Source organism: Hyphomonas johnsonii MHS-2, from assembly GCF_000685275.1.
GTDB classification, from domain to species: Bacteria; Pseudomonadota; Alphaproteobacteria; order Caulobacterales; family Hyphomonadaceae; genus Hyphomonas; species Hyphomonas johnsonii.
Map to the genome: position 1 here is coordinate 1 of NZ_ARYK01000013.1, position 20,165 is coordinate 20,165.

A 20,165-nucleotide genomic window follows, 5' to 3' on the forward strand; every position below is an offset into this window, starting at 1 on the left:
GCCGGTCGACGCTCCAATAGCGCAGCGCCTGCAGCGGGATTTTCCGGCCGGTGACGGCACACACAACAAAATCACCGGGTGCAAGCACCTGCACATCGGCGTCGAGGTAACGGAGGCGGGCTTCGCCGCCGCGATTGTCTGATCGGGTCAACATCCTGTCACCATGCCTGATCGGGCGGTAAAAGAAAAGGTGCAGCAAACAGGAAGTTTCCGCTTTGTTCCCCAGAACAAATATGGTACATGCTGACTCATGGATGGCAATAGGGGGCCTTGCCAAACTGACCCCCATAGTGGACCACAGGAGACGACTCATGGCCAAAGCAGCGCTGCAACTCGTAGACAAGGAATCCGGTGTGGATAAGCAGAAAGCTCTTGAAACGGCCCTAAGCAACATTGAGCGCTCTTTCGGCAAGGGCTCGGTGATGCGCCTGGGTGATCGCAAGGTGATGGATATCGAGGCTGTCTCGACCGGTTCGCTCGGTCTCGACATCGCACTGGGCATTGGCGGCATTCCCCGCGGCCGGATCATCGAGATCTACGGTCCGGAAAGTTCGGGCAAGACGACTCTCGCCCTGCATTGTGTGGCCGAAGCCCAGAAGAATGGTGGCGTGTGCGCTTTCGTCGACGCCGAACATGCGCTCGACCCGGTCTATGCCGGCAAGCTTGGCGTAGGCCTCGATGATCTCCTGATCTCGCAGCCCGATACCGGCGAACAGGCATTGGAGATTGCCGACACGCTGGTGCGCTCGGGCGCCGTCGAACTCCTGGTCATCGACTCGGTGGCGGCGCTGACGCCGCGGGCCGAACTCGAAGGCGAGATGGGCGATTCCCTTCCCGGCCTGCAGGCGCGCCTGATGAGCCAGGCCTTGCGCAAGCTCACCGGTTCAATCTCGAAATCGAAATGTACCGTCATCTTCATCAACCAGATCCGTCACAAGATCGGCGTCATGTTCGGTAGCCCGGAGACGACATCGGGCGGCAATGCACTGAAATTCTACGCCTCGGTCCGTCTCGATATCCGCCGGATCGGCCAGATCAAGGAACGGGACGAGGTGATTGGCAACCAGACCCGCGTCAAGGTGGTCAAGAACAAGGTGGCCCCGCCGTTCCGGCAGGTCGAGTTCGACATCATCTACGGCGAAGGCATTTCCAAGACCGGCGAGTTGATCGATCTCGGCGTCAAGGCTGAAGTCATCGAAAAGGCCGGTTCCTGGTATTCCTACAAGGGCGAACGCATGGGGCAGGGCCGCGAAAAAACCCGCACCTTCCTCAAGGAAAACCCGGCCATTGCCGACGAGGTCGAGGATTCGATTCGCCGCAATGCAGGCCTCCTGGCCGACGAACTCCTCACGGCCGGCATGGATGTCGGGCACGAGGATGATGCCGAGCCGGACGCCGCCGAAGGCTGATATCCGGGCCACACACCCCGGTATCAGGCCGTTTCCCCGCAGTTTTCAACCAGGTCTCCCACCTGAACTTGTCCCTTTGTGGCGCGCCCGGCTTGGCGCGCCGCGAAGGGACCTTTATATCGCCGGTTGGACACGGCGGGAATTTGCCCTCGCCGCGCATGAATACATTCGGCTAGGACCCTGCCCATGACCGGCGTGAACGACATCCGCGAATCCTTCCTTTCCTTCTTCGAGAAGCAGGGACACACGCGCCGTGCTTCGGCGCCGCTGGTGCCGCAGAACGATCCGACGCTGCTTTTCGTCAATGCCGGCATGGTGCCCTTCAAGAACATCTTCACCGGCGCGGAGGCCCCGTTCGCGCCGCGCGCCACCACGTCGCAGAAATGCGTCCGGGCGGGCGGCAAGCACAATGACCTCGACAATGTCGGCTACACGGCCCGCCACCATACGTTCTTCGAAATGCTGGGAAATTTCTCCTTCGGCGACTATTTCAAGGAACAGGCGATCCACTTCGGCTGGGACGTGGTCACCAAGCAGTTCGGGCTCGACCCGAAGCGCCTGCTCGTCACCGTCTATTCCGAAGATGATGAGGCCGCCGCGCTCTGGAAGAAGATTGCCGGTCTGCCGGACGACCGCATCATCCGCATTTCCACGTCCGACAATTTCTGGTCGATGGGTGATACCGGCCCGTGCGGGCCCTGTTCGGAAATCTTCTACGACCATGGCGACAAGATTCCCGGCGGCCCGCCCGGAAGCCCGGACGAGGACGGCGACCGGTTCATCGAGATCTGGAACCTCGTGTTCATGCAGTTCGAGCAGGCGGCCGACGGCAGCCGCACGCACCTGCCGAAACCGTCTATCGACACCGGCATGGGCCTTGAACGCATCGCGGCGGTCCTGCAGGGCGTGCACAACAATTACGAGATCGACCTGTTCGCCAACCTGATCCGGGCCGAGGAAGACCTGTATGGCGTCAAGGCTGCGGGCGAGCACCTGGCCTCCTTCCGCGTGATTGCCGACCACCTGCGCACATCCGCCTTCCTGATTGCCGACGGCGTGCTGCCGTCGAATGAAGGGCGCGGCTATGTCCTTCGCCGCATCATGCGCCGCGCCATGCGCCACGGGCACCTGCTTGGCGCACGCGAACCGCTGATGCACCGCCTGACGCCTGCGCTGATCGCCGAGATGGGCAAGGCCTATCCGGAACTCGGCCGGGCGAAGGCCGCGATCGAATCCGCAATGGAACAGGAAGAGACGCGCTTCCAGCGCACGCTGGGCCGCGGCCTGTCGCTGCTGGACGAGGCCACGACCGGCCTCGGCGCGGGCGACGCGCTGTCCGGTGACACGGCGTTCCGCCTGTATGACACGTTCGGTTTCCCGCTCGACCTGACGCAGGACATCCTGCGCGCGCGCGGCATGTCCGTCGACACGGCGGCATTTGACGCGGCCATGGATGTCCAGCGCGAAGGCTCGCGCAGCGCCGGCTTCAGCTCCGGCGATGCTGCGACAGACGACATCTGGTTCGATGTCCGCGAGGCATCCGGCCCCACCCGTTTCACTGGCTATGCCGCGACTGACGGCCAGGGCAAGCTGGTCGCCATCGCTTCCGCTGGGGCGCTGGCCGATACGCTGGCGCCCGGCGCGGCGGAACTCGTGTTCGACACCACGCCTTTCTACGCCGAAAGCGGTGGCCAGGCCGGTGACCATGGCGAGATCACGTTCGAGGGCGGTGCCCGGTTCATCGTGCGCGACGTCCAGAAGCGCGCGGGCGATGTCCACGTGCATGTCGGTGAACTGGTCAGTGGCGCGGCCAAGCTTGGCGCGACGGCGAAGCTGCATGTCGACGTGACGCGTCGGCGGGCCGTGATGGCGAACCATTCGGCGACGCACCTGCTGCATGCGGCCTTGCGCAATGTGCTGGGCGAGCATGTCACGCAGAAGGGCTCGCTGGTCGAGGCAGACCGGCTGAGGTTCGACTTCTCGCATGGCGCGCCGGTGACACCTGCGCAGCTCGAGGCGATCGAGGACCAGGTCAATGAAGTGATCCGCCAGAACAACGCGACCGACACCAAGGTCACGACGCCGGAAAAGGCGATCGAGGCTGGTGCCCTTGCCCTGTTCGGCGAGAAATACGGTGACGAAGTGCGCGTCCTGTCGATGGGTGAAGCAAGCGGCAAGGCCTATTCGGTCGAGCTCTGCGGCGGCACCCATGTCGAACGCTCAGGCGATATCGCGGTGTTCGTGATCACGTCGGAGGGCGGTGTGTCGGCCGGCGTGCGCCGGATCGAGGCAGCCACTGGCGCCGAGGCGCTCGCCTGGCTCAAGGGCCGTGCGCGCATTGCCGAAGACCTCGCCGAAAGTCTCAAGGTTCCGCTGAAGGATGTGCCGCGCAAGGTCACGGTCCTGACCGAGGAACGCCGGGCGCTCGAAAAGGAACTCGCCGATGCCAAGCGCAAGCTGGCCATGGGCGGCGGTGGCGGTGCGCCTGCCGGGCCGGAAGAGATCAACGGCATCAAGCTGATCGCGCGTGTCGCGGACGGCGTCGGCGGCAAGGACCTGCGCGCCCTGGTCGACGAGGCGAAAGCCAAGATCGGCTCCGGCGTGGTTGTCTTTGTCGGCATTGCCGACGGCAAGGCCGGCGTTGCGGTGGGCGTCACGTCAGACCTGACAGCGACCCATTCCGCTGTGGACCTGGTCAAGGCCGCTGCAGCGGCGCTTGGCGGGCAGGGCGGCGGCGGACGGCCGGACATGGCGCAGGCCGGCGGCCCGGATGCGAGCAAGGCCGATGAAGCGCTTGCAGCTGTACGGGCGGCACTGGCGGGATAGGATCCTGACGGGGGCAAACAGCCCGACGCTTTCGGTTTGGCACTTCATCGCTGGTCCGGGTCTACCGGATCAGGAATTCCGGTGGGGCCGGACTGCAATGAAATGGTCGGAGTGAGAGGATTCGAACCTCCGACCCCCGCCTCCCGAAGGCGGTGCTCTACCAGGCTGAGCCACACTCCGAACCGAAGACCGGCGTATTTACGCTCCCGCGCAAGATTTGCAAGGGGGTCAGCCGGCCGCAGCCAGCAGCGGCTCGGCCGCGCCGGGCTGCCATTGGGCGTGCTTGGTCATGATCGCCCTGAACAGTTCGCTGGCGAGGTGGCCGGCGAGCCAGGCCTGCAGCGCCGGCAGGGATTGCGCCGAGAACCAGTCGCGGTCGGTGGCGGCGAACTGGCGCACGAAGGGGAAGATCGCCATGTCGGCGAGGGTGCGGTGAGGGGCGAGGAGCTGGCCGCCAGCGGCGGCGATGCGGGCGTCCCATTGCTGCAGGATGCGGAGGCCGTCGGCGCGATCGGCTTCAGGGTCCGCGCCATCATGGCGGTCAGGGTATTTGTAGCGGTCGAGGGCGCGTTTGAACGGGCCGTCAGACTGGGCGATCAGCGCGTCGGTTTCCGTCGCATCGGCGCCGAGCCAGCCGTCCGGGTCGTTCCGGGCGAGGGCCCAGCGCATGATGTCGAGGCTTTCGTCGACCACGCTGGCGTCCGGCAGGACGAGGACCGGCACAGTGCCCTTGGGGCTGGCGGTCAGCATGGCGGCGGGCTTGTCGCGCAGGATGACTTCGCGAATGCGGACCGGCACGCCGCTGATCGCCAGTGCCAGGCGGGCGCGCATGGCATAGGGACAGCGCCGGAATGTGTAGAGGACCGGAGCGGCGGTCATGCCTCTTCGCTCCGCCGTGCCTCCGGGCCCATGTGCTGTTCGCCGCGGGCCCTGGCGAGATCGATCTGCTTCTGGCGCTCGGCAAAGCGGGCGCGCTGGGCGTCGCTCATCTCGCCGATGCAGTGATGGCAGGAGACGCCGGGCTCGTAGGCGGCATGGGCCCTGTCGGCGTCCGAGAGTGGGCGCTTGCAGGCATGGCACAAGTCATACGAGCCGGGCGTGAGATCGTGGCGGACAGAGACGCGCTCGTCGAAAACGAAGCATTCGCCGCGCCATTTGCTGTCCTGTTCCGGAACCGTCTCGAGGTATTTGAGGATGCCGCCTTCAAGGTGGAAGACCTCGTCGAGGCCTTCGGACTTGACGAAGCTGGTCGCTTTCTCGCAGCGGATGCCGCCGGTGCAGAACATCGCGACCTTGGGCTTGCGGCCTTCGGCCTCGAGTTTCTCGCGGAAGGCGCGGAACCATTCCGGGAATTCGCGGAAGGATTGGGTGTTCGGGTCGATGGCGCCTTCGAATGTGCCGATGGCGGTTTCGTAGGCGTTGCGAGTGTCGATCAGGACGGTATCGGAGTCTGTGATCAGGGCGTTCCAGGCGTCGGGCGCGACATAGGTGCCGACAAGGGCGTTCGGGTCCGTGCCGGGGACGCCCATTGTGACGATCTCGCGCTTCAGGCGCACTTTCAGCCGCAGGAACGGCATCTCGTCGGTCCGGGAATATTTCGGCTCGAGCGCCGCGCAGCCGGGCAGGGCGCGCAGGGCGGCAAGGGCCGTGTCCACGGCATCGGCGGTGCCGGCAATGGTGCCGTTGACGCCTTCGGAGGCGATGAGGACCGTGCCTTTCACGCCGGCAGCCGAGAGGGTTTCCGCCAGCACGGGCTGGTGGGATTTGAAGTCCGGCAGGGGCACGAACTTGTAGAAGGCGGCAACGGTAAAGGTCATTTGCGCCGCTTATGGCAGATCGGGGCGCAGATTTGAACACGCAGCTGCACGTGCGGCGCCTGTGAGGGCGCTTGGCGGTGGGACCGGGTTCTGGGATCAGGAATTCGGGTCAGGTGTCGGGGAGAGCGAATCCGTAGTCCCGGCGCAGGGCGGGTTCGTGTGCAGACCGCGGAGACAGAAATGGGAGAGTCCCCGGCGTGCGCCGGAGGCATGGGGGAGGGGTGGTGTCTGTGAGGGCAAGCCGCAGCCGATCCGATACGGGTGCACGAAAACAGCCCGAACGCTGCACGGACATGTCGTCCGACAGCCGGATGAGCACGACCCGCCCGTTCCACATCACGCCCCAGAGCATTTGCGCGCCGGGATGCCCTGCCGCGCGAAACCATCTCTTCAAACGCTGGATGCGCCAGAAGATCAGCGGCCAGATCGGCAGCAGGTACCACGGCAGGCCGGGCATGGGGGTGAGGAGGGAGAAGGCTGGCATCGCCATCAGTATACGCGCAGGCCGGGAGGGGTTGGATAAGCGGCGGGCAGAAAGGATGTGCCGAGAGCGTGGTTCGGGGGTAGAGGAGAGGGATGATTTGCAGGAGCCCGTTGCCATGACTCACATTCTCGCCATTTCCGGAAGCCTGCGGAAGGCGTCTTTCAATTCGGGGCTGGTGCGCGCCGCCGAGGGCCTGGACCTGGCCGGCGTGACCGTTGCGGGCCGCACGCTGCACGGCATCCCGCTTTATGATGCAGACGTGGAAGCGGCGACCGGCATCCCTGCGGCGGTGGCCGACCTGAAGGCAGCAATCCGTGCCGCCGACGGTGTGCTGTTGGTCACGCCGGAATACAATAATGGCATCCCGGGCGTGTTCAAGAATGCGGTCGACTGGGCCTCGCGCCCGGCCTCCGATATCGGCGCGATATTCGGCGGCAAGCCGGTCGCGCTGGTCGGGGCATCGCTGGGCGGGTTCGGCACGATCCTGTCGCAGAACCACTGGCTGCCGGTGATCCGCACACTGGGCATGCGGCCCTGGTTCGAGGGGCGCCTGATGGTGTCGCGCGCCGGCGCCCTGTTCGATGCCGATGGCAACCTGACCGACGATGCGACGCGCGAGCGCCTCAGCGGGTTCGTGGCCGGGTTTGCGGCGTTCGCCGCGTCATGAAGCGGGGCGGATGAGCACTGTCTGGAAACGCTGGTAGCCGAGCTGTTTCTCGTCGGCGGTCTGGCGGTAGGCGCGGTATTCACCGATCGGCGTGGCAGCAAAGCCGGCCTGGGTAAGACGGTCGGAGACAGTGACGGCGCGCTGGTAGGCGAGGCTGCGATTGTCGAACTGGCGCAGCGCCCCAGCAGTCGAGGCATAGCCGACGACTTCGACGGATCGGGCCGACCAGCGTTCGAGGGCCCAGATACTGTCACCCAGCACCGACTCGCCGGCAGGCGAGATCGTGGTCTGGCCATTATCGAAACCGATCAGTGGCAGTTCAGTGATCGGTGGCACGATATGGATCGTCCAGTCGGGGAAGTTGGTTACAAGGCCTTCCTCCATGGTGCGGAAGGCAGAGATGGCGAGGCCGTCATGCGGGGCGGCGATCAGCGTGGCGGTCCTGTTTTCGGCATTGATGTCTGCCGCAGCGAGCTGGAACGGCACGGCGGCGCGCAGCTCGGCTTCGGACTGGCGGCGCTCGCCGAGGCTCTCCAGCCGGGAGATTTCGGCGCGCAGGGGCGCAGCGATCGAGGAATCCACCATGCGCAGGTAGGCCTCGGCCTCGAGTGTCTTGTCTTCGTCGATCAGGACCTGGCCGAGATTGACCCGGACCGGGCGGCCAAGGCGGCCCGTGAGGCTGGCGGTGAGTGCGGCTTCGGCCTCGGGCACGCGGGTGTGGGTGAGGATGGTGGCGTCAACCTTGATGTCGGCGTTCTTGGGGAAGGAGACCACGACATCGGAAATGCGGGAATCATGGTCGGCGAAGGGTTCGAGCAGGGCCGACTTGACCGTGTTGATGGCGGACGTCTCGTAGGCAATGTCGCGCAGGGCCAGGCCGAGCGGCACCGAGAGGGCGGCGAAGACGCCGATGACGAGCGCGCCCTGCCAGAGGCGGCCGCGCGCGCCGTGTGCGGCGCCGAAACTGTAGAGGCGCGACAGGACGGTGACCGACAGGGCAATCGCCAGCAGGTTGGTCATGAACAGGAAGAACGAGCCGCCGGCGACCTGCATGGAGCCGACCGCCAGGCCGTAACCGGTGACCGCGAGGGGCGGCATCAGGGCTGTGGCGATGGCCACGCCGACAATCGTCTCGCCCTTGCGCTGGATCACCGCATAGCCGCCGGCGAGGCCCGAGAAGATGGCGACGAGGAGGTCGAAGAAATTGGGCCGTGTACGGGCAATGATTTCCGGGGTAATCTCGGTGAGCGGTGACAGGCGCACGATCAGGAAGGAAATCGTGATCGCAGCGACGACGCCGCAGGCCATTGTGAAGATGGCGCGGCGCATGGCGGAGGCGTCGAGGATTGTCAGCGAGAAACCCATCAGCATGATCGGGCCCATCAGGGGCGAGATCAGCATGGCGCCGATGATGACGGCCGGCGAGGACAGCAGCAGGCCGAGCGTCGCGATGGCGCAGGACATGACCGCCATGAAGATGTAGCGGCCGGACATCTGGCCTTCCTCGCAGACATGATCGACCACGTCCTTGTGGTCGATCTTGCGGGCAAGTTGGCGCAGGAACAGTTTGACGCGGCGCTGGATGATGTTGAAGCGCGCGGGAGGGTCGGTCTTGTCGAAGGCCATGGTGCACGGGTCTCGCGGTTGAATCGCTGGGCGGGCAAGCGCCGCCGCATGCCTTTAGGACAATACCCATGCGGATTCATTAGCGTTTTACACAGAAAGCTGCCGATTGGCCATTCGTGTGGCATTCCGATGACGGATCGGGAGGCAGCCTTACTCCACGAGGACGCGGGGCAACTTGAACGTGACCGATTCACGGGCGGTCTCGACGGTTTCCATGGTGACGTCGAAACGGGCGCGGCAGGCGGTGATGACGCCCTGGACCAGGTCTTCCGGGGCGCTGGCCCCGGCAGTGAGGCCGAGCGTGGTGATGCCGTCGAACCAGGCCCAGTCGATATTTTCGGCACTGGCGACGAGTTCGGCGCGTTTCGCCCCGGCGCGCAGGGCGACTTCAACCAGCCGGACGGAGTTGGAACTGGTGCGGGCGCCGATGACGAGCACGAGGTCTGCACCGGGGGCGAAGACCTTGACCGCGTCCTGGCGATTGGTCGTGGCGTAGCAGATGTCTTCCTTGTGCGGGCTGGCAATCCCGGGGAAGCGGGCCTGCAGGGCGGCGACGATATCGGCCGTGTCGTCGACCGACAGGGTGGTCTGGGTAACGAAGGCGAGGTTGTCCGGGTCTTTCGGGACGAAGCGTTCGGCATCCGCGACGGTTTCGATCAGGGTGATGTCGCCGTCGGGCAGCTGGCCCATCGTGCCGATGACTTCCGGGTGGCCGGCATGGCCGATCAGGACCATCTCGCGGCCTTCATTGCTGTGGCGTTCGGCCTCGACATGGACCTTGGAGACCAGCGGGCAGGTGGCGTCGACATAGATCATCTGGCGGGCGGCGGCCTCGGCAGGCACCGATTTGGGCACGCCGTGGGCAGAAAAGATGACCGGGCGGTCGGTCGGGCATTCGTCGAGTTCCTCGACGAACACGGCGCCCATCGCCTCGAGGCGGGCAACGACGTGGGCATTGTGGACAATCTCGTGGCGAACATAGACCGGAGCGCCCCATTTCTTCAGCGCTTCCTCGACAATCTGGATCGCGCGGTCGACTCCGGCGCAGAATCCGCGCGGCGCGGCAAGCCGGATGGTCAGGGCGGGCCTGTCACTCATTTAATGATCTCCTGCCTCTGCGGCGTTGCGCCAAGGCGCGCAGCCCTTTAACACATGTCCACCTATAGATGGACAGGCCTTTTCCTCAGGCCAAGAAGGACACGCCGACGCATGCGCATACTTGTTACCCTTTTCGCGGCAGCCATGCTTGTCGGTTGCCAGTCCAAGGTCGCTGACGCGTTCGACAGCCGCCAGAATGCCGGGCCATGCCCGCCGGCCGGCTCGGTCTATGATGTTGCCCGCTATGTGTCCTTCAAGGACGGCAGCGAGGAACTCTACACGAATATCGAATATACCGGTGAAATCACCGATGTGCGCATGTTCTGCCGCTATGCAGACGACGACCCGCTGGTCGCCGAAATGGAAATCGATTTCGCCTTCGGCAAGGGCGAGGCCGCCAAGGCCGGCGAGCATGTCTATCCGTATTTCGTGGCGGTGACCCGGCGCAACGGCAAGGTCCTGGCGAAGGAGCATTTCGCCATCAAGGGAAATTTCGCAGGCGGCAAACGGCTCGACGGCCAGACCGCCAAGCTGATGCGAATCAAGATTCCGCGCCTCGACGAGAGCGTTTCAGGGTCCAATTTCGAGATCCTGGTCGGGTTTGACCTGACGCCGGAACAGCTGGCATTCAACCGTGCCGGCAAGCGTTACCGCCTCGACGCTGAACACTAGACCATGGCCAGCCTGACCAAAGACCTGACGGCGGCCGCTAGCGCCGCCTTCTCTGCCATCGGGCTGGAGGCGCGCTGGGGCGATGTGCGCCGTTCCGACAAGCCGGACCTGGCGGATTTCCAGTGCGATGGCGCGATGGGCGCGGCCAAGTCTGCCGGGCGGAACCCGCGCGAGATTGCCAGCGAGATTGCCGAGGTGCTGAAGGCCTATCCAGCTGTGCTGTCGGCGGAGGTGGCGGGGCCGGGCTTTATCAATCTCCGCGTATCCGACGCTGTTCTGTCGGCCCGGGCGGCAGACATTCTGGCAGACAAGGACATGGCCGGTGGTGAGCCGGCGCCCGATCCGCAGGTGACGGTGATCGACTTTGGTGGGCCGAACGTGGCCAAGCCAATGCATGTCGGGCATTTGCGCTCGGCGGTGATCGGCGACACGCTGCAAAGGTTGCTCAAATTCCTCGGCGATACGGTGACGTCGGACACGCACCTTGGCGACTGGGGCCTGCAAATGGGCCACCTTGTCACCGAGCTGTATGACGAGCAGCCGGACCTGATCTATTTCGATGAGAGCTATACCGGGCCTTATCCGGACGAGCCGCCGGTCACGATTGAGGACCTCGGGCGGCTGTATCCGGCGGCGAGCAACAAGGCCAAGGACGACCCGGCGCGCAACCAACGCTCGCAGAATGCCGTGGCCGAACTGCAGGCGGGGCGGCCCGGCTATCGCGCGCTGCTGAAGCATTTCATCAATGTGTCGGTGGCGGCGCTGAAGGTCGATTATGCCTTCCTCAATGTCTCGTTCGACCTGTGGAAGGGCGAGAGCGATGTTGACCACCTGATCCCGGGCCTGATCGAGCGGTTCTGCAAGGCGGGGCTGGCCGAGGAAAGCCAGGGCGCGCTGATCGTTCATGTGGCGCGTGAGAGCGACAAGAAGGAAATGCCGCCGGTGATGCTGCTCAATTCGCGCGGCGGCACGGGCTATCACACGACGGACCTCGCGACGATCGAGGACCGGATGATGCACATGCATCCGACGGCCGAGCGGATGCTGTATGTCGTCGACCAGCGCCAGGCGTTGCATTTCGAACAGGTGTTCCGGGCGGCTGAACTGGTCGGCCTGATTGATGAGGGGCATCTCGAACATATCGGTTTCGGCACGGTCAACGGGCCGGACGGCAAGCCGTTCAAGACGCGCGAAGGCGGTGTGCTGCGGCTGGCAGATCTAATTCTCATCACCACAGAGGCAGTGAAAGAAAAACTCTTTAGAGAAGATGCTTCCACTGGAGAATTTATCGTACACGATGGCCTCACAAGGGCGATCCAGGAACACTTTTCCTTAAACAGGAAACTTGGAAGAAGGTCTCTAGCCAAGCTCTATGTCAATTTGATGATGACCTTTCGAAGCATGCGAATGAAAGACGAATGGAATGTTAGAAAAACGTCGACTAGTTTCAATAACATTATAAGAAAGAGTACGCTCAAGAGCGAAGCCAATGCTATGCATTACTTTTATGGATTGGCGATTGATAAAACCAAGTCCCAATTAATAGACACTATTGTTGGACACTTACTCAAGTTCAATTTTAGGGCGCTTGGGGTATTTGATTCCTCGCGCTCAAGCTCAATCATTCTTAGACGTCTGCAGGAATACATTGAGGAGCTATACGCTCGGCCAATAGCTGTAGCGGCTTTGCGGTTTGCAGACTTGCAAAACACACGCACGACAAACTACGTGTTCGACATCGAGCGTTTCACGAGCTTTGAGGGCAAGACAGGGCCGTACCTTCTTTATGCCGCCGTGCGGATCAAGTCTCTGCTGCGGCGGGCCGAGGCGGACGGCAATGCGCCGGGCGAGATTGTCGTGGGCCATGACGCGGAACGCGCGCTGGTCCTGGCGCTGGACGGGTTCGGCGCGGCCCTGCTGGGCGCGCGCGAGAAGCGGATGCCGCATATATTGTGCGAGCACGTGTTCGGCCTGAGCCAGGCCTTCAGCGGCTTCTATGGCGCGCTGCCGATCGCGAATGAGAGCGATCCAGCGCTGCGGGCGAGCCGGCTGGCGCTGGCGACGGCCGTGCTGAGGCAGCTGGAAGTGGGACTCGGGATTCTCGGGATCGACGTGCCTGAGCGCATGTAGGGCATTGCGCCTGTGTGTGCCTATGTCTTCTGTATCGACGGATCGACCGCGACACAGAGGAGACAGTCATGGCGAAGGCACTCAAAGCGCAGCCCGCAGGGCCCGGCGACGGCGTTCAATGGGAACTTGCCTCGCAATGGGCGCGAGGCTGGCGCTTCGTGAAATGGTCGGCGACGGCCTTCATCGTGGTCGCCTTCCTTGTCGTGATCGGGCAGGGGTTCCTGTTCTATCGGATGTTCGACGATGTGCATCCGGTGCTGGGCTTTGCCTATGTCGTGATCTTGGCGCTGATTCTCGCGGTCATGGTCGGCAGGCCGATCCGGTCTTTCCTGGCCATGCCGGTGGCGGCGCGCCCGCCCGCGATCGTGATTGATCCGAAGGCCCCCGATCCGGCGGCGCTGGCGGCACGCCTGAAATATGACCTGAAATACCTGGACATGCTGGCCCGAAACCCTCTGGTGCAGGACGAACGCGAGGCCATTCGCGAGGGCATCGCCAAGGGCCGTGTGCTGCTGGAGCGGGCCGCGCGCGGACCGCAGGGCGAGGCGCTGACGGTGTCGGTGGAGCTTGAAGCGTTCGAGCGCGACCATATCGAAGCCCTGCTGAAGCCGCTGGATGCGAAGGTGAATGCGCTGATCCATGCCGAGGCCGTTGGCGTGGGCGTTGCGACAGCGGTGTCGATGAACGGCACGGTCGATGCCTTCATCGTGCTGTGGCGCAATGCCAACCTGATTGCACGGGTGTCGCGGATTTATTTCGGGCGGCCGCACCTGTGGGGCAGCCTGCGCATCCTGCGCGATGTCGCGGGCATCGTGGTGGTGTCGCGGGCGCTGGACGATGTCACCGACATTACAGGCGATGTCATTGGCGGCCTGCTGGGCCGGATGGGCGGGCTGGTTGCCGGTCCGCTGATGGATGGCGGTATCAATGCGATGATGACGCTGAAGCTCGGCTACCTGGCCAAGCGCCGGTGCCGCAGCTTCAAGGGCTGGTCGGCCGGACAGGCCCAGGCCATCTCGGAAGAGGCGCTGCAGGGCGTGAAGCAGGAATCCGGCTCGGTCGTGACCGACCTGCTGAAACGGTGTGGTGGGCTGACGGCGCATGCCGCGCGGGCGACCGAAAAGGCGTTCTCCGGCTCCCGGAATGCCTGGGGCCTGGTCCAGAGCTGGTTCGGGGGCAAACCGGAGGGGGCCTGACCGATCCGCAGGCAGAAGTGTGAATTGGCGGCCGGTGGCAGCAGTCGTTGCTTGCCGGACCGTCGAATCCGTTCTAGGTCGAGGTCAATTCAATCCTGTCCCGGGAGAGAGCAGCCTTCGAGGCTGCCGCCGAAGGCGCAACCGCCCCGGAAACGCTCAGGCAAAAGGACCGGACAGGGTCAACACGCTGGAAAGAGGCCTTCGGGGCCTCGCCGAAGGAGCAAGCCCGCATGCCGGGCGGAATCTCTCAGGCGCCCAGGACAGCGGGGGCGACGGTTTTCGGCCCGGTGCCGATCCGTCACCTTTTGGATTGAGGGCGCATGGCAAACCAGACCACAGAGACATTGAAGCGTACGCCGCTGTACGACATGCATGTCGACCTCGGCGCACGGATCGTGCCGTTCGCGGGCTATGAGATGCCCGTGCAGTTCCCGATGGGCGTGATGGGCGAACACACCTGGACGCGCACCCATGCCGGCCTGTTCGATGTGTCCCATATGGGCCCGTGCTTCCTGACCCTGGAAGAGGGGATCGGTGGGGGCGACGAGGCGCATGCCGCGATTTCCGCGCTGGTCGAGACCCTGGTACCGTCGGACATTGCCGGCCTGAAACAGGGCCAGGCGCGGCTGACCGTGCTGCTGAACGCCGAAGGCGGCATCCTTGATGACCTGATCATCACGCGCCCGATTGGCGATGATGCCCAGGGCAGCCTCTACATCGTCGTGAATGGCGCGGTGAAGCATCAGGACTGGGAGATTTTCGAGACAGCGCTGGCCGGCAAGGCCGTGCTGACGCGCGCCGATGACCGCATCCTGTTTGCACTGCAGGGGCCGGAAGCCGTCGACGTGATGAGCGATTTCTTCCCCGGCTGCGAAGAGCTGGCATTCATGCACCACATGCCGTTCGAACTGAACGGTACGCGGTGCATCGTGTCGCGCTGCGGCTATACCGGCGAGGACGGGTTCGAGGTGCTGGTGAGCGCCGTGGCCGGCGTGCCGCTGGTCGAGGAAATGCTGGAAGACACGCGGGTCAGGCCGGTCGGCCTGGGCGCGCGCGATTCGCTGCGCCTGGAGGCCGGACTGTGCCTTTACGGACATGACATGGATGCGACCCGCGACCCGGTCGAGGCCGGCATGGCCTGGGTGATCCAGAAGACGCGGCGCGAGGCGGGCAATTTCCCCGGCGCGGCGCGGATCCTCGCGGCGCTGAAGGATGGCCCGGCCGAAAAGCGTGTCGGCATTCGCCCGCTGGAGCGGGCCCCGGCGCGGGAAGGCACGGAAATCGAGATCGATGGCAAGACGGTGGGCGTGGTGACCTCCGGCGGCTTTGGACCAACCGTCGATCATCCGGTGGCGATGGGATACATCGCGGCTGCCCACGCGGCGCCGGGCACGAAAGTCGACCTGATGGTCAGAGGCAAGGCACGGCCGGGCGAAGTCGTCGCGCTGCCGTTCGTTCCGCACAATTACAAACGCTAGACAGGGGGAATACACATGGCGACCTATTACACAGAAGACCACGAGTGGATCAGCGTCGAGGGCGACGCCGGCAAGGTGGGCATCACGAAATACGCGGCTGAACAGCTGGGCGATGTGGTGTTCGTCGAGACGCCGGACGTCGGCAAGACCGTGAAGAAAGGCGACGACATGGCCGTCGTCGAGAGCGTCAAGGCCGCGTCGGATGTCTATGCGCCGGTCAGCGGTGAAGTGACCGAAGCCAATGCGGCGCTGGCCGACGCACCGGAGACGGTCAATGAAAGCCCGGAAGGCGACGGCTGGTTCTGCGTGATCAAGCTGTCCGATACCGGAGAGCTGGACGGCCTGATGGACGAAGCCGCCTATACTGCATTCTGCAAGGGCCTGTAATTCATGCGCTACCTTCCCCTCACGGATGACGACCGCAAGGCGATGCTGAAAGTCATCGGCGCGAAGAGCGCGGATGACTTCTACGGCGACGTGCCGAAATCCGCCCGCCTGGGCGGCAAGGTGGCCGGCCTGCCGGACCATCAGGGCGAGCTGGCGGTGGAGCGGCACTTGTCGAAGCTGGCGGCGAAGAACCGTTCGGCCTCGTCGGGCCCGTTCTTTGTCGGCTGCGGCGCCTACAAGCACCATATCCCGGCCAGCGTGGACATGGTGATCCAGCGGTCCGAGTTCCTGACGACCTACACGCCCTACCAGCCTGAAATCGCGCAGGGCACGTTGCAGACCCTGTTCGAATTCCAGACGCAGGTGGCCGCGTTGACGGCGATGGATGTGGCGAATGCGTCGATGTATGACGGTTCGACCGCCTGTGCCGAGGCCGCCGTGATGGCCTGCCGCGTGACGCGCCGGAAGAAGGTGATCCTGTCGGGCGGCCTGCACCCGCACTATGCGGCGGCGACCAAGCTGCTGTGCGAGGCGCAGGGCCTGGAGGCCGTGCACCTGCCCGTGGTGATCGATGGCGAGATCGCCCTGGCCGACATGGTGGATGACGATACCGCCTGCGTGATCGGGCAAAGCCCGAACATATTCGGCACGGTGACGGACATGTCCGGCGTGGCCGAAGCGGCGCATGGCAAGGGCGCGCTGTTCGTGTCGGTGTTCACCGAAGCGGTGTCGCTGGGCCTGGTGACGCCTCCGGGCGAAATGGGCGCTGACATTGCCGTGGGCGAGGGCCAGTCGATCGGCGTGCCGCTCGGCTTTGGCGGGCCGTATGTGGGCCTCTTTGCGTGCACGGAAAAACTGGTGCGCCAGATGCCGGGACGGTTGTGCGGCGAGACGGTGGATGCCGACGGCAAGCGCGGTTTCGTGCTGACCCTGTCGACGCGCGAACAGCATATCCGCCGTGACAAGGCGACGTCGAATATCTGTACCAATTCAGGCCTCTGCGCGCTGGCCTTCACGGCGCACATGACGCTGCTGGGCGACAAGGGCCTGCAAGGGTTGGCGCTGCTGAACCATGAAGCGGCGTGCGACCTGGCCGATGCGCTGGAAGCCGTGCCGGGCGTGGAGGTGCTGACACCGCGCTTCTTCAACGAGTTTGCGTTCCGCACACCGATGAATGCCGAAGCCGTGCTGGCCATGCTGGACGAGGCTGGCGTTGTCGGCGGCGTGCGGGCGAGCCGCCTGTTTCCGGGCGAACACCTGGGCGACGTGATCATCTGCGCCGCGACGGAATGCACGACGCCGGAAGACATCGCGGCCTATGCGGCGGCGCTGAAGGAGATTGTCTGATGACCATGAACAATCAAGGCCGCCCCACGGCGCCGACTGCTGCATCCGTTGCTTCCATCGAGACGGTCTCCGGCTCGCGTGGCCTGTTGCAGCATGCGGACCTGATCTTCGAGATCGGGACCAGTGAAACGACAGGCGTCGACCTGCCTGCGCCGCAGAACCGGACGGGGCGCCTCGGCGGTGTGGCGCGCAAGGTGCCGACCGGCCTGCCGGGCCTGTCCGAGCCGGAAATGGTGCGCCATTACATGCGCCTGTCGCAGAGGAATTATGCCATCGACCTCGGCTTCTTCCCGCTGGGCAGCTGCACGATGAAGCACAATCCGCGCCTCAACGAGAAGATGGCGCGCCTGCCGGGCTTTGGCGACATTCACCCGATGCAGCCGCAGGCGACCGTGCAGGGCGCGCTGGAACTGATCGACGAACTGGCAACCTGGCTGAAGACGCTGACCAACATGCCCTTCGTGGCGATGAGCCCGAAGGCGGGCGCGCATGGCGAATTGTGCGGCATGCTGGCGATCCGTCAGGCGCTGATTGCGCGCGGCGAAGGCGAGACACGCAAGCGCGTTCTGGTGCCGGCCTCGGCGCATGGCACCAACCCGGCGACGGCGGTGCAGTGCGGTTTCGTCGTGGACGAGATCAAGGCGAACAAGCGCGGCCGTGTCGACATGGACATGCTGCGCGCCAAGCTGGAACGCACGGATGACGTGGCCGGCATCATGCTGACCAATCCGAACACGTGCGGCCTGTTCGAGACGGACATCAAGGAGATCGCCGACCTGATCCACGCGGCGGGCGGCTATTTCTATTGCGATGGCGCGAACTTCAACGCCATCGTGGGCCGTGTGCGGCCGGGCGACCTGGGCGTCGATGCCATGCACATCAACCTGCACAAGACCTTCTCCACCCCGCATGGCGGCGGCGGGCCGGGCTCTGGCCCGACCGTCCTGTCCGAAGCGCTGGCACCCTATGCGCCTGTGCCCTTCGTGGTGAAGAACGAGGATGGCGTGTTCAGCCTTGTCGAGGAAGTCGAAGGCGAGGCGAGCGAAAGCTTTGGCCGCATGGTGGCCTTCCACGGCCAGATGGGCATGTTCGTGCGGGCGCTGGCCTACATGCTGAGCCACGGTGCCGACGGCCTGAAGCAGGTCGCCGAGGATGCCGTGCTGAACGCGAACTATATCGCGGCGAAGCTGAAGACCGTGATGACCCCGGCCTTCGAAGGCTATTGCATGCACGAGGCGCTGTTCTCGGATGCCTTCACGGCAGACGGTATCGAGACGCTGGATATCGCCAAGGCGCTGATCGACGAAGGCTATCACCCGATGACCATGTACTTCCCGCTGGTGGTGCATGGCGCGATGCTGATCGAGCCGACCGAGACCGAGAGCAAGGCCGAACTCGACCGGTTCTGTGCGTCGCTGGAAAGCATCGCGCGGCGCGCGGCGCAGGGTGACGACACGCTGAAGGGCGCGCCTTACCTGGCCCCGATGCGGCGGCTGGACGAGACCCGGGCAGCGCGCAAGCCCGTGCTGAAATGGGTGCCGGAAACTGCCAGCACGGTCGCCGCTGAATAGCGTGCGGCCGGGGCCGGGTCAGGCCGGCTGCAGCGCGACCGGCGTGCGGTGGAACAGGCGTTCGCGCAGGCGTCCGAACAGGATGATGCACGGGCGCTCGATGAAGCGGTAGGCCAGCGCAGCCGCGACGATGCTGAGGACGATTCCTGAGATCAGGAACGCGATATTGTCGAGGCGGCCCGGATTGCCGAGGTGGAACACCGGGGCGATGAAAAAATTGTTGCCGAGCATGTGGAAGACGCGGCGCAGCAGGCTGAGTACCAGCATGTGGCAGAGATAGAGCGAGAAGGACCAGTCGCCGAGGCGGGCAAGGCGGCGGCCCCAGCGCTGGAACCAGGGCGCAATGGCTAGCAGCCGGTCGGGCATCGCCTGCCCGCCGAGCCATCCGAACCAGAGCGTGATGGCCATTGTGATCGCACCAACCGTGACGGCGAGGATCGTGCCGGCCAGCCGCAGATCGTCCGGGCTGGTGTCGAGGAGGCCGTAGAGCTGGTAGACGGCGCCGCCGCAGATCGCGCCCAGGATGGCAGGCACCAGCCAGGACAGGCGCTGCACCAGGTCGAGCGTGGCGAACCCGTAGATCAGGACGGCGCAGGGCAGGCCGAACCACACGACGCGGCCCCATTGCAGCGTGGCGGCGGTCTCGATGCCCTGGTAGCACAGGCTGGCCAGCAGCCAGAGGGTCGCTCCCAGCGTGACCAGGCCGGGGCGCCAGGCGACACCGGACGTGACAACCAGGCCGACGACGGCACCGAGGATGAATTCCATGGTCATCGGGTAGAAGGCGAGGGCCGGTAATTCATTGGCAAAGGCGCCGGACAGGCCCGCCACCGACCCGGCAACGACGGCGCTGCCCCAGACCAGCAGCAGGCCCGGCCACCATCGGCGCGGCGCCAGCAGGATCAGCGAGAAGACGAGGTAGAAGTACATCTCGTGGACAAGCGTCCACCCGACGCCGAGGATCGGCATTTCCGGTTGCGGCACCAGTGCGAAGGATTTCAGCAGGTAGGGGATCAGGGGTTCGGTCCGCGAAATGGCAGCCCAGCCGCCGGCCTCCGCGTTGAGGCCATGGGCGACGATCATGTAGGCCGTCATGATGCCGGCAAAGAACCACCAGACCGGATAGATCCGCGTTGCACGGGCAAACAGGAAGTCGACGCTGGCGCGGGCGCCCGGCTGCAGGCCCTGCGTCACGTAAACCATGATGAAGCCCGAGATCACGAAGAACAGGTCGACACCGGCATAGCCATTGGTGAACAGGCCGCCGACAAAAGGCAGTTCCGTGCCGCCGTGCGCGGCGATTCCGAGCCCTTCGAGTGACCTGATGTGATAGATGACGACGAGGAAAGCAGCCAGTCCGCGCAGAACCTGTATTGACTGAAGCTTCATTGCGACCTCATGGCACCTGACCGCATTCAGCGGCACGATCTATATCAGCTGTAGCAATCCGGTAACGG

16 protein-coding genes, 1 tRNA gene and 2 riboswitches are annotated in these 20,165 nt (G+C 64.6%); of the genes, 10 read left to right on the forward strand and 7 right to left on the reverse strand.

Annotated features, from left to right (window positions below; all coding sequences use genetic code 11):
* A partial coding sequence (locus tag HJO_RS18870) for a DUF2093 domain-containing protein (RefSeq protein ID WP_338390244.1) occupies nucleotides 1-394 on the reverse strand: 394 nt, incomplete at its 3' end.
* Between HJO_RS18870 and recA the strand changes: the two genes are divergently transcribed.
* Together recA and alaS are read left to right on the forward strand one after the other, a co-directional pair.
* On the forward strand, nucleotides 312-1,409 hold the full coding sequence (gene recA / locus HJO_RS16760) for a recombinase RecA (protein ID WP_035619354.1): 1,098 nt from the start codon (nucleotides 312-314) through the stop codon (nucleotides 1,407-1,409). The two genes, HJO_RS18870 and recA, sit on opposite strands and share 83 nt — an antisense overlap.
* Before the next feature lie 186 nt (nucleotides 1,410-1,595).
* Nucleotides 1,596-4,235 carry an alanine--tRNA ligase gene (alaS, locus tag HJO_RS16765; RefSeq protein ID WP_035619356.1) on the forward strand — a complete coding sequence of 880 codons (2,640 nt, stop codon included), beginning with the start codon at nucleotides 1,596-1,598 and terminating at the stop codon, nucleotides 4,233-4,235.
* 103 nt (nucleotides 4,236-4,338) lie between these two features.
* On the opposite strand, the gene HJO_RS16770 is transcribed toward alaS, so the two are convergent.
* The 3 genes from HJO_RS16770 to trhO all read right to left on the reverse strand — a co-directional run bounded on the left by HJO_RS16770 (nucleotide 4,339) and on the right by trhO (nucleotide 6,052).
* Nucleotides 4,339-4,415, reverse strand: a tRNA-Pro gene (locus HJO_RS16770).
* Nucleotides 4,416-4,463: 48 nt separating this feature from the next.
* A complete protein-coding gene (locus HJO_RS16775) occupies nucleotides 4,464-5,114 on the reverse strand; it encodes a glutathione S-transferase (RefSeq protein ID WP_035619358.1) in 651 nt (216 codons plus the stop codon).
* Nucleotides 5,111-6,052 carry an oxygen-dependent tRNA uridine(34) hydroxylase TrhO gene (gene trhO, locus HJO_RS16780; RefSeq protein ID WP_035619360.1) on the reverse strand — a complete coding sequence of 314 codons (942 nt, stop codon included), beginning with the start codon at nucleotides 6,050-6,052 and terminating at the stop codon, nucleotides 5,111-5,113. Before trhO ends, HJO_RS16775 begins: the two co-directional genes overlap by 4 nt.
* 599 nt (nucleotides 6,053-6,651) lie before the next feature.
* Here trhO and HJO_RS16790 point away from each other — a divergent pair.
* Entirely contained in the window at nucleotides 6,652-7,203 is a 552-nt protein-coding gene (locus tag HJO_RS16790) for an NADPH-dependent FMN reductase (protein ID WP_035619365.1), read from the forward strand.
* On the opposite strand, the gene HJO_RS16795 is transcribed toward HJO_RS16790, so the two are convergent.
* Nucleotides 7,198-8,829 (reverse strand): DUF389 domain-containing protein, encoded by a 1,632-nt coding sequence (locus HJO_RS16795; RefSeq protein ID WP_051618750.1) that lies wholly within the window; start codon nucleotides 8,827-8,829, stop codon nucleotides 7,198-7,200. The two genes, HJO_RS16790 and HJO_RS16795, sit on opposite strands and share 6 nt — an antisense overlap.
* A gap of 150 nt (nucleotides 8,830-8,979) precedes the next feature.
* On the reverse strand, nucleotides 8,980-9,927 hold the full coding sequence (gene ispH, locus HJO_RS16800) for a 4-hydroxy-3-methylbut-2-enyl diphosphate reductase (RefSeq protein ID WP_035619367.1): 948 nt from the start codon (nucleotides 9,925-9,927) through the stop codon (nucleotides 8,980-8,982).
* A 111-nt stretch (nucleotides 9,928-10,038) separates the two neighbouring features.
* Between ispH and HJO_RS16805 the strand changes: the two genes are divergently transcribed.
* The 7 genes from HJO_RS16805 to gcvPB all read left to right on the forward strand — a co-directional run bounded on the left by HJO_RS16805 (nucleotide 10,039) and on the right by gcvPB (nucleotide 18,708).
* Complete coding sequence (locus tag HJO_RS16805) at nucleotides 10,039-10,599, forward strand: hypothetical protein (RefSeq protein ID WP_241764782.1); 561 nt, start codon at nucleotides 10,039-10,041, stop codon at nucleotides 10,597-10,599.
* Between the two features lie 3 nt (nucleotides 10,600-10,602).
* Nucleotides 10,603-12,729, forward strand: coding sequence for an arginine--tRNA ligase (locus HJO_RS18750; RefSeq protein WP_084142197.1), 2,127 nt, complete (start codon nucleotides 10,603-10,605; stop codon nucleotides 12,727-12,729).
* Nucleotides 12,730-12,797: 68 nt separating this feature from the next.
* On the forward strand, nucleotides 12,798-13,925 hold the full coding sequence (locus HJO_RS16815; RefSeq protein ID WP_035619369.1) for a YcjF family protein: 1,128 nt from the start codon (nucleotides 12,798-12,800) through the stop codon (nucleotides 13,923-13,925).
* A 90-nt stretch (nucleotides 13,926-14,015) separates the two neighbouring features.
* Nucleotides 14,016-14,107: riboswitch (glycine riboswitch) on the forward strand.
* A gap of 1 nt (nucleotide 14,108) precedes the next feature.
* Nucleotides 14,109-14,193: riboswitch (glycine riboswitch) on the forward strand.
* Nucleotides 14,194-14,245: 52 nt separating this feature from the next.
* Nucleotides 14,246-15,403, forward strand: a complete 1,158-nt coding sequence (gcvT, locus tag HJO_RS16820) for a glycine cleavage system aminomethyltransferase GcvT (RefSeq protein WP_035619372.1) — start codon at nucleotides 14,246-14,248, stop codon at nucleotides 15,401-15,403.
* A 15-nt stretch (nucleotides 15,404-15,418) separates the two neighbouring features.
* Nucleotides 15,419-15,790, forward strand: coding sequence for a glycine cleavage system protein GcvH (gene gcvH / locus HJO_RS16825; protein ID WP_035619374.1), 372 nt, complete (start codon nucleotides 15,419-15,421; stop codon nucleotides 15,788-15,790).
* 3 nt (nucleotides 15,791-15,793) lie between these two features.
* On the forward strand, nucleotides 15,794-17,137 hold the full coding sequence (gene gcvPA / locus HJO_RS16830) for an aminomethyl-transferring glycine dehydrogenase subunit GcvPA (RefSeq protein WP_035619375.1): 1,344 nt from the start codon (nucleotides 15,794-15,796) through the stop codon (nucleotides 17,135-17,137).
* Nucleotides 17,137-18,708, forward strand: coding sequence for an aminomethyl-transferring glycine dehydrogenase subunit GcvPB (gene gcvPB, locus HJO_RS16835; RefSeq protein WP_035619376.1), 1,572 nt, complete (start codon nucleotides 17,137-17,139; stop codon nucleotides 18,706-18,708). Before gcvPA ends, gcvPB begins: the two co-directional genes overlap by 1 nt.
* Nucleotides 18,709-18,726: 18 nt before the next feature.
* Here the strand turns inward: gcvPB and HJO_RS16840 are convergent, their stop codons facing one another.
* The gene (locus tag HJO_RS16840) at nucleotides 18,727-20,097 is read right to left on the reverse strand and encodes an acyltransferase family protein (RefSeq protein ID WP_035619377.1); all 1,371 of its coding nucleotides are present in this window, start codon (nucleotides 20,095-20,097) and stop codon (nucleotides 18,727-18,729) included.
* Between the last annotated feature and the right edge of the window lie 68 nt (nucleotides 20,098-20,165).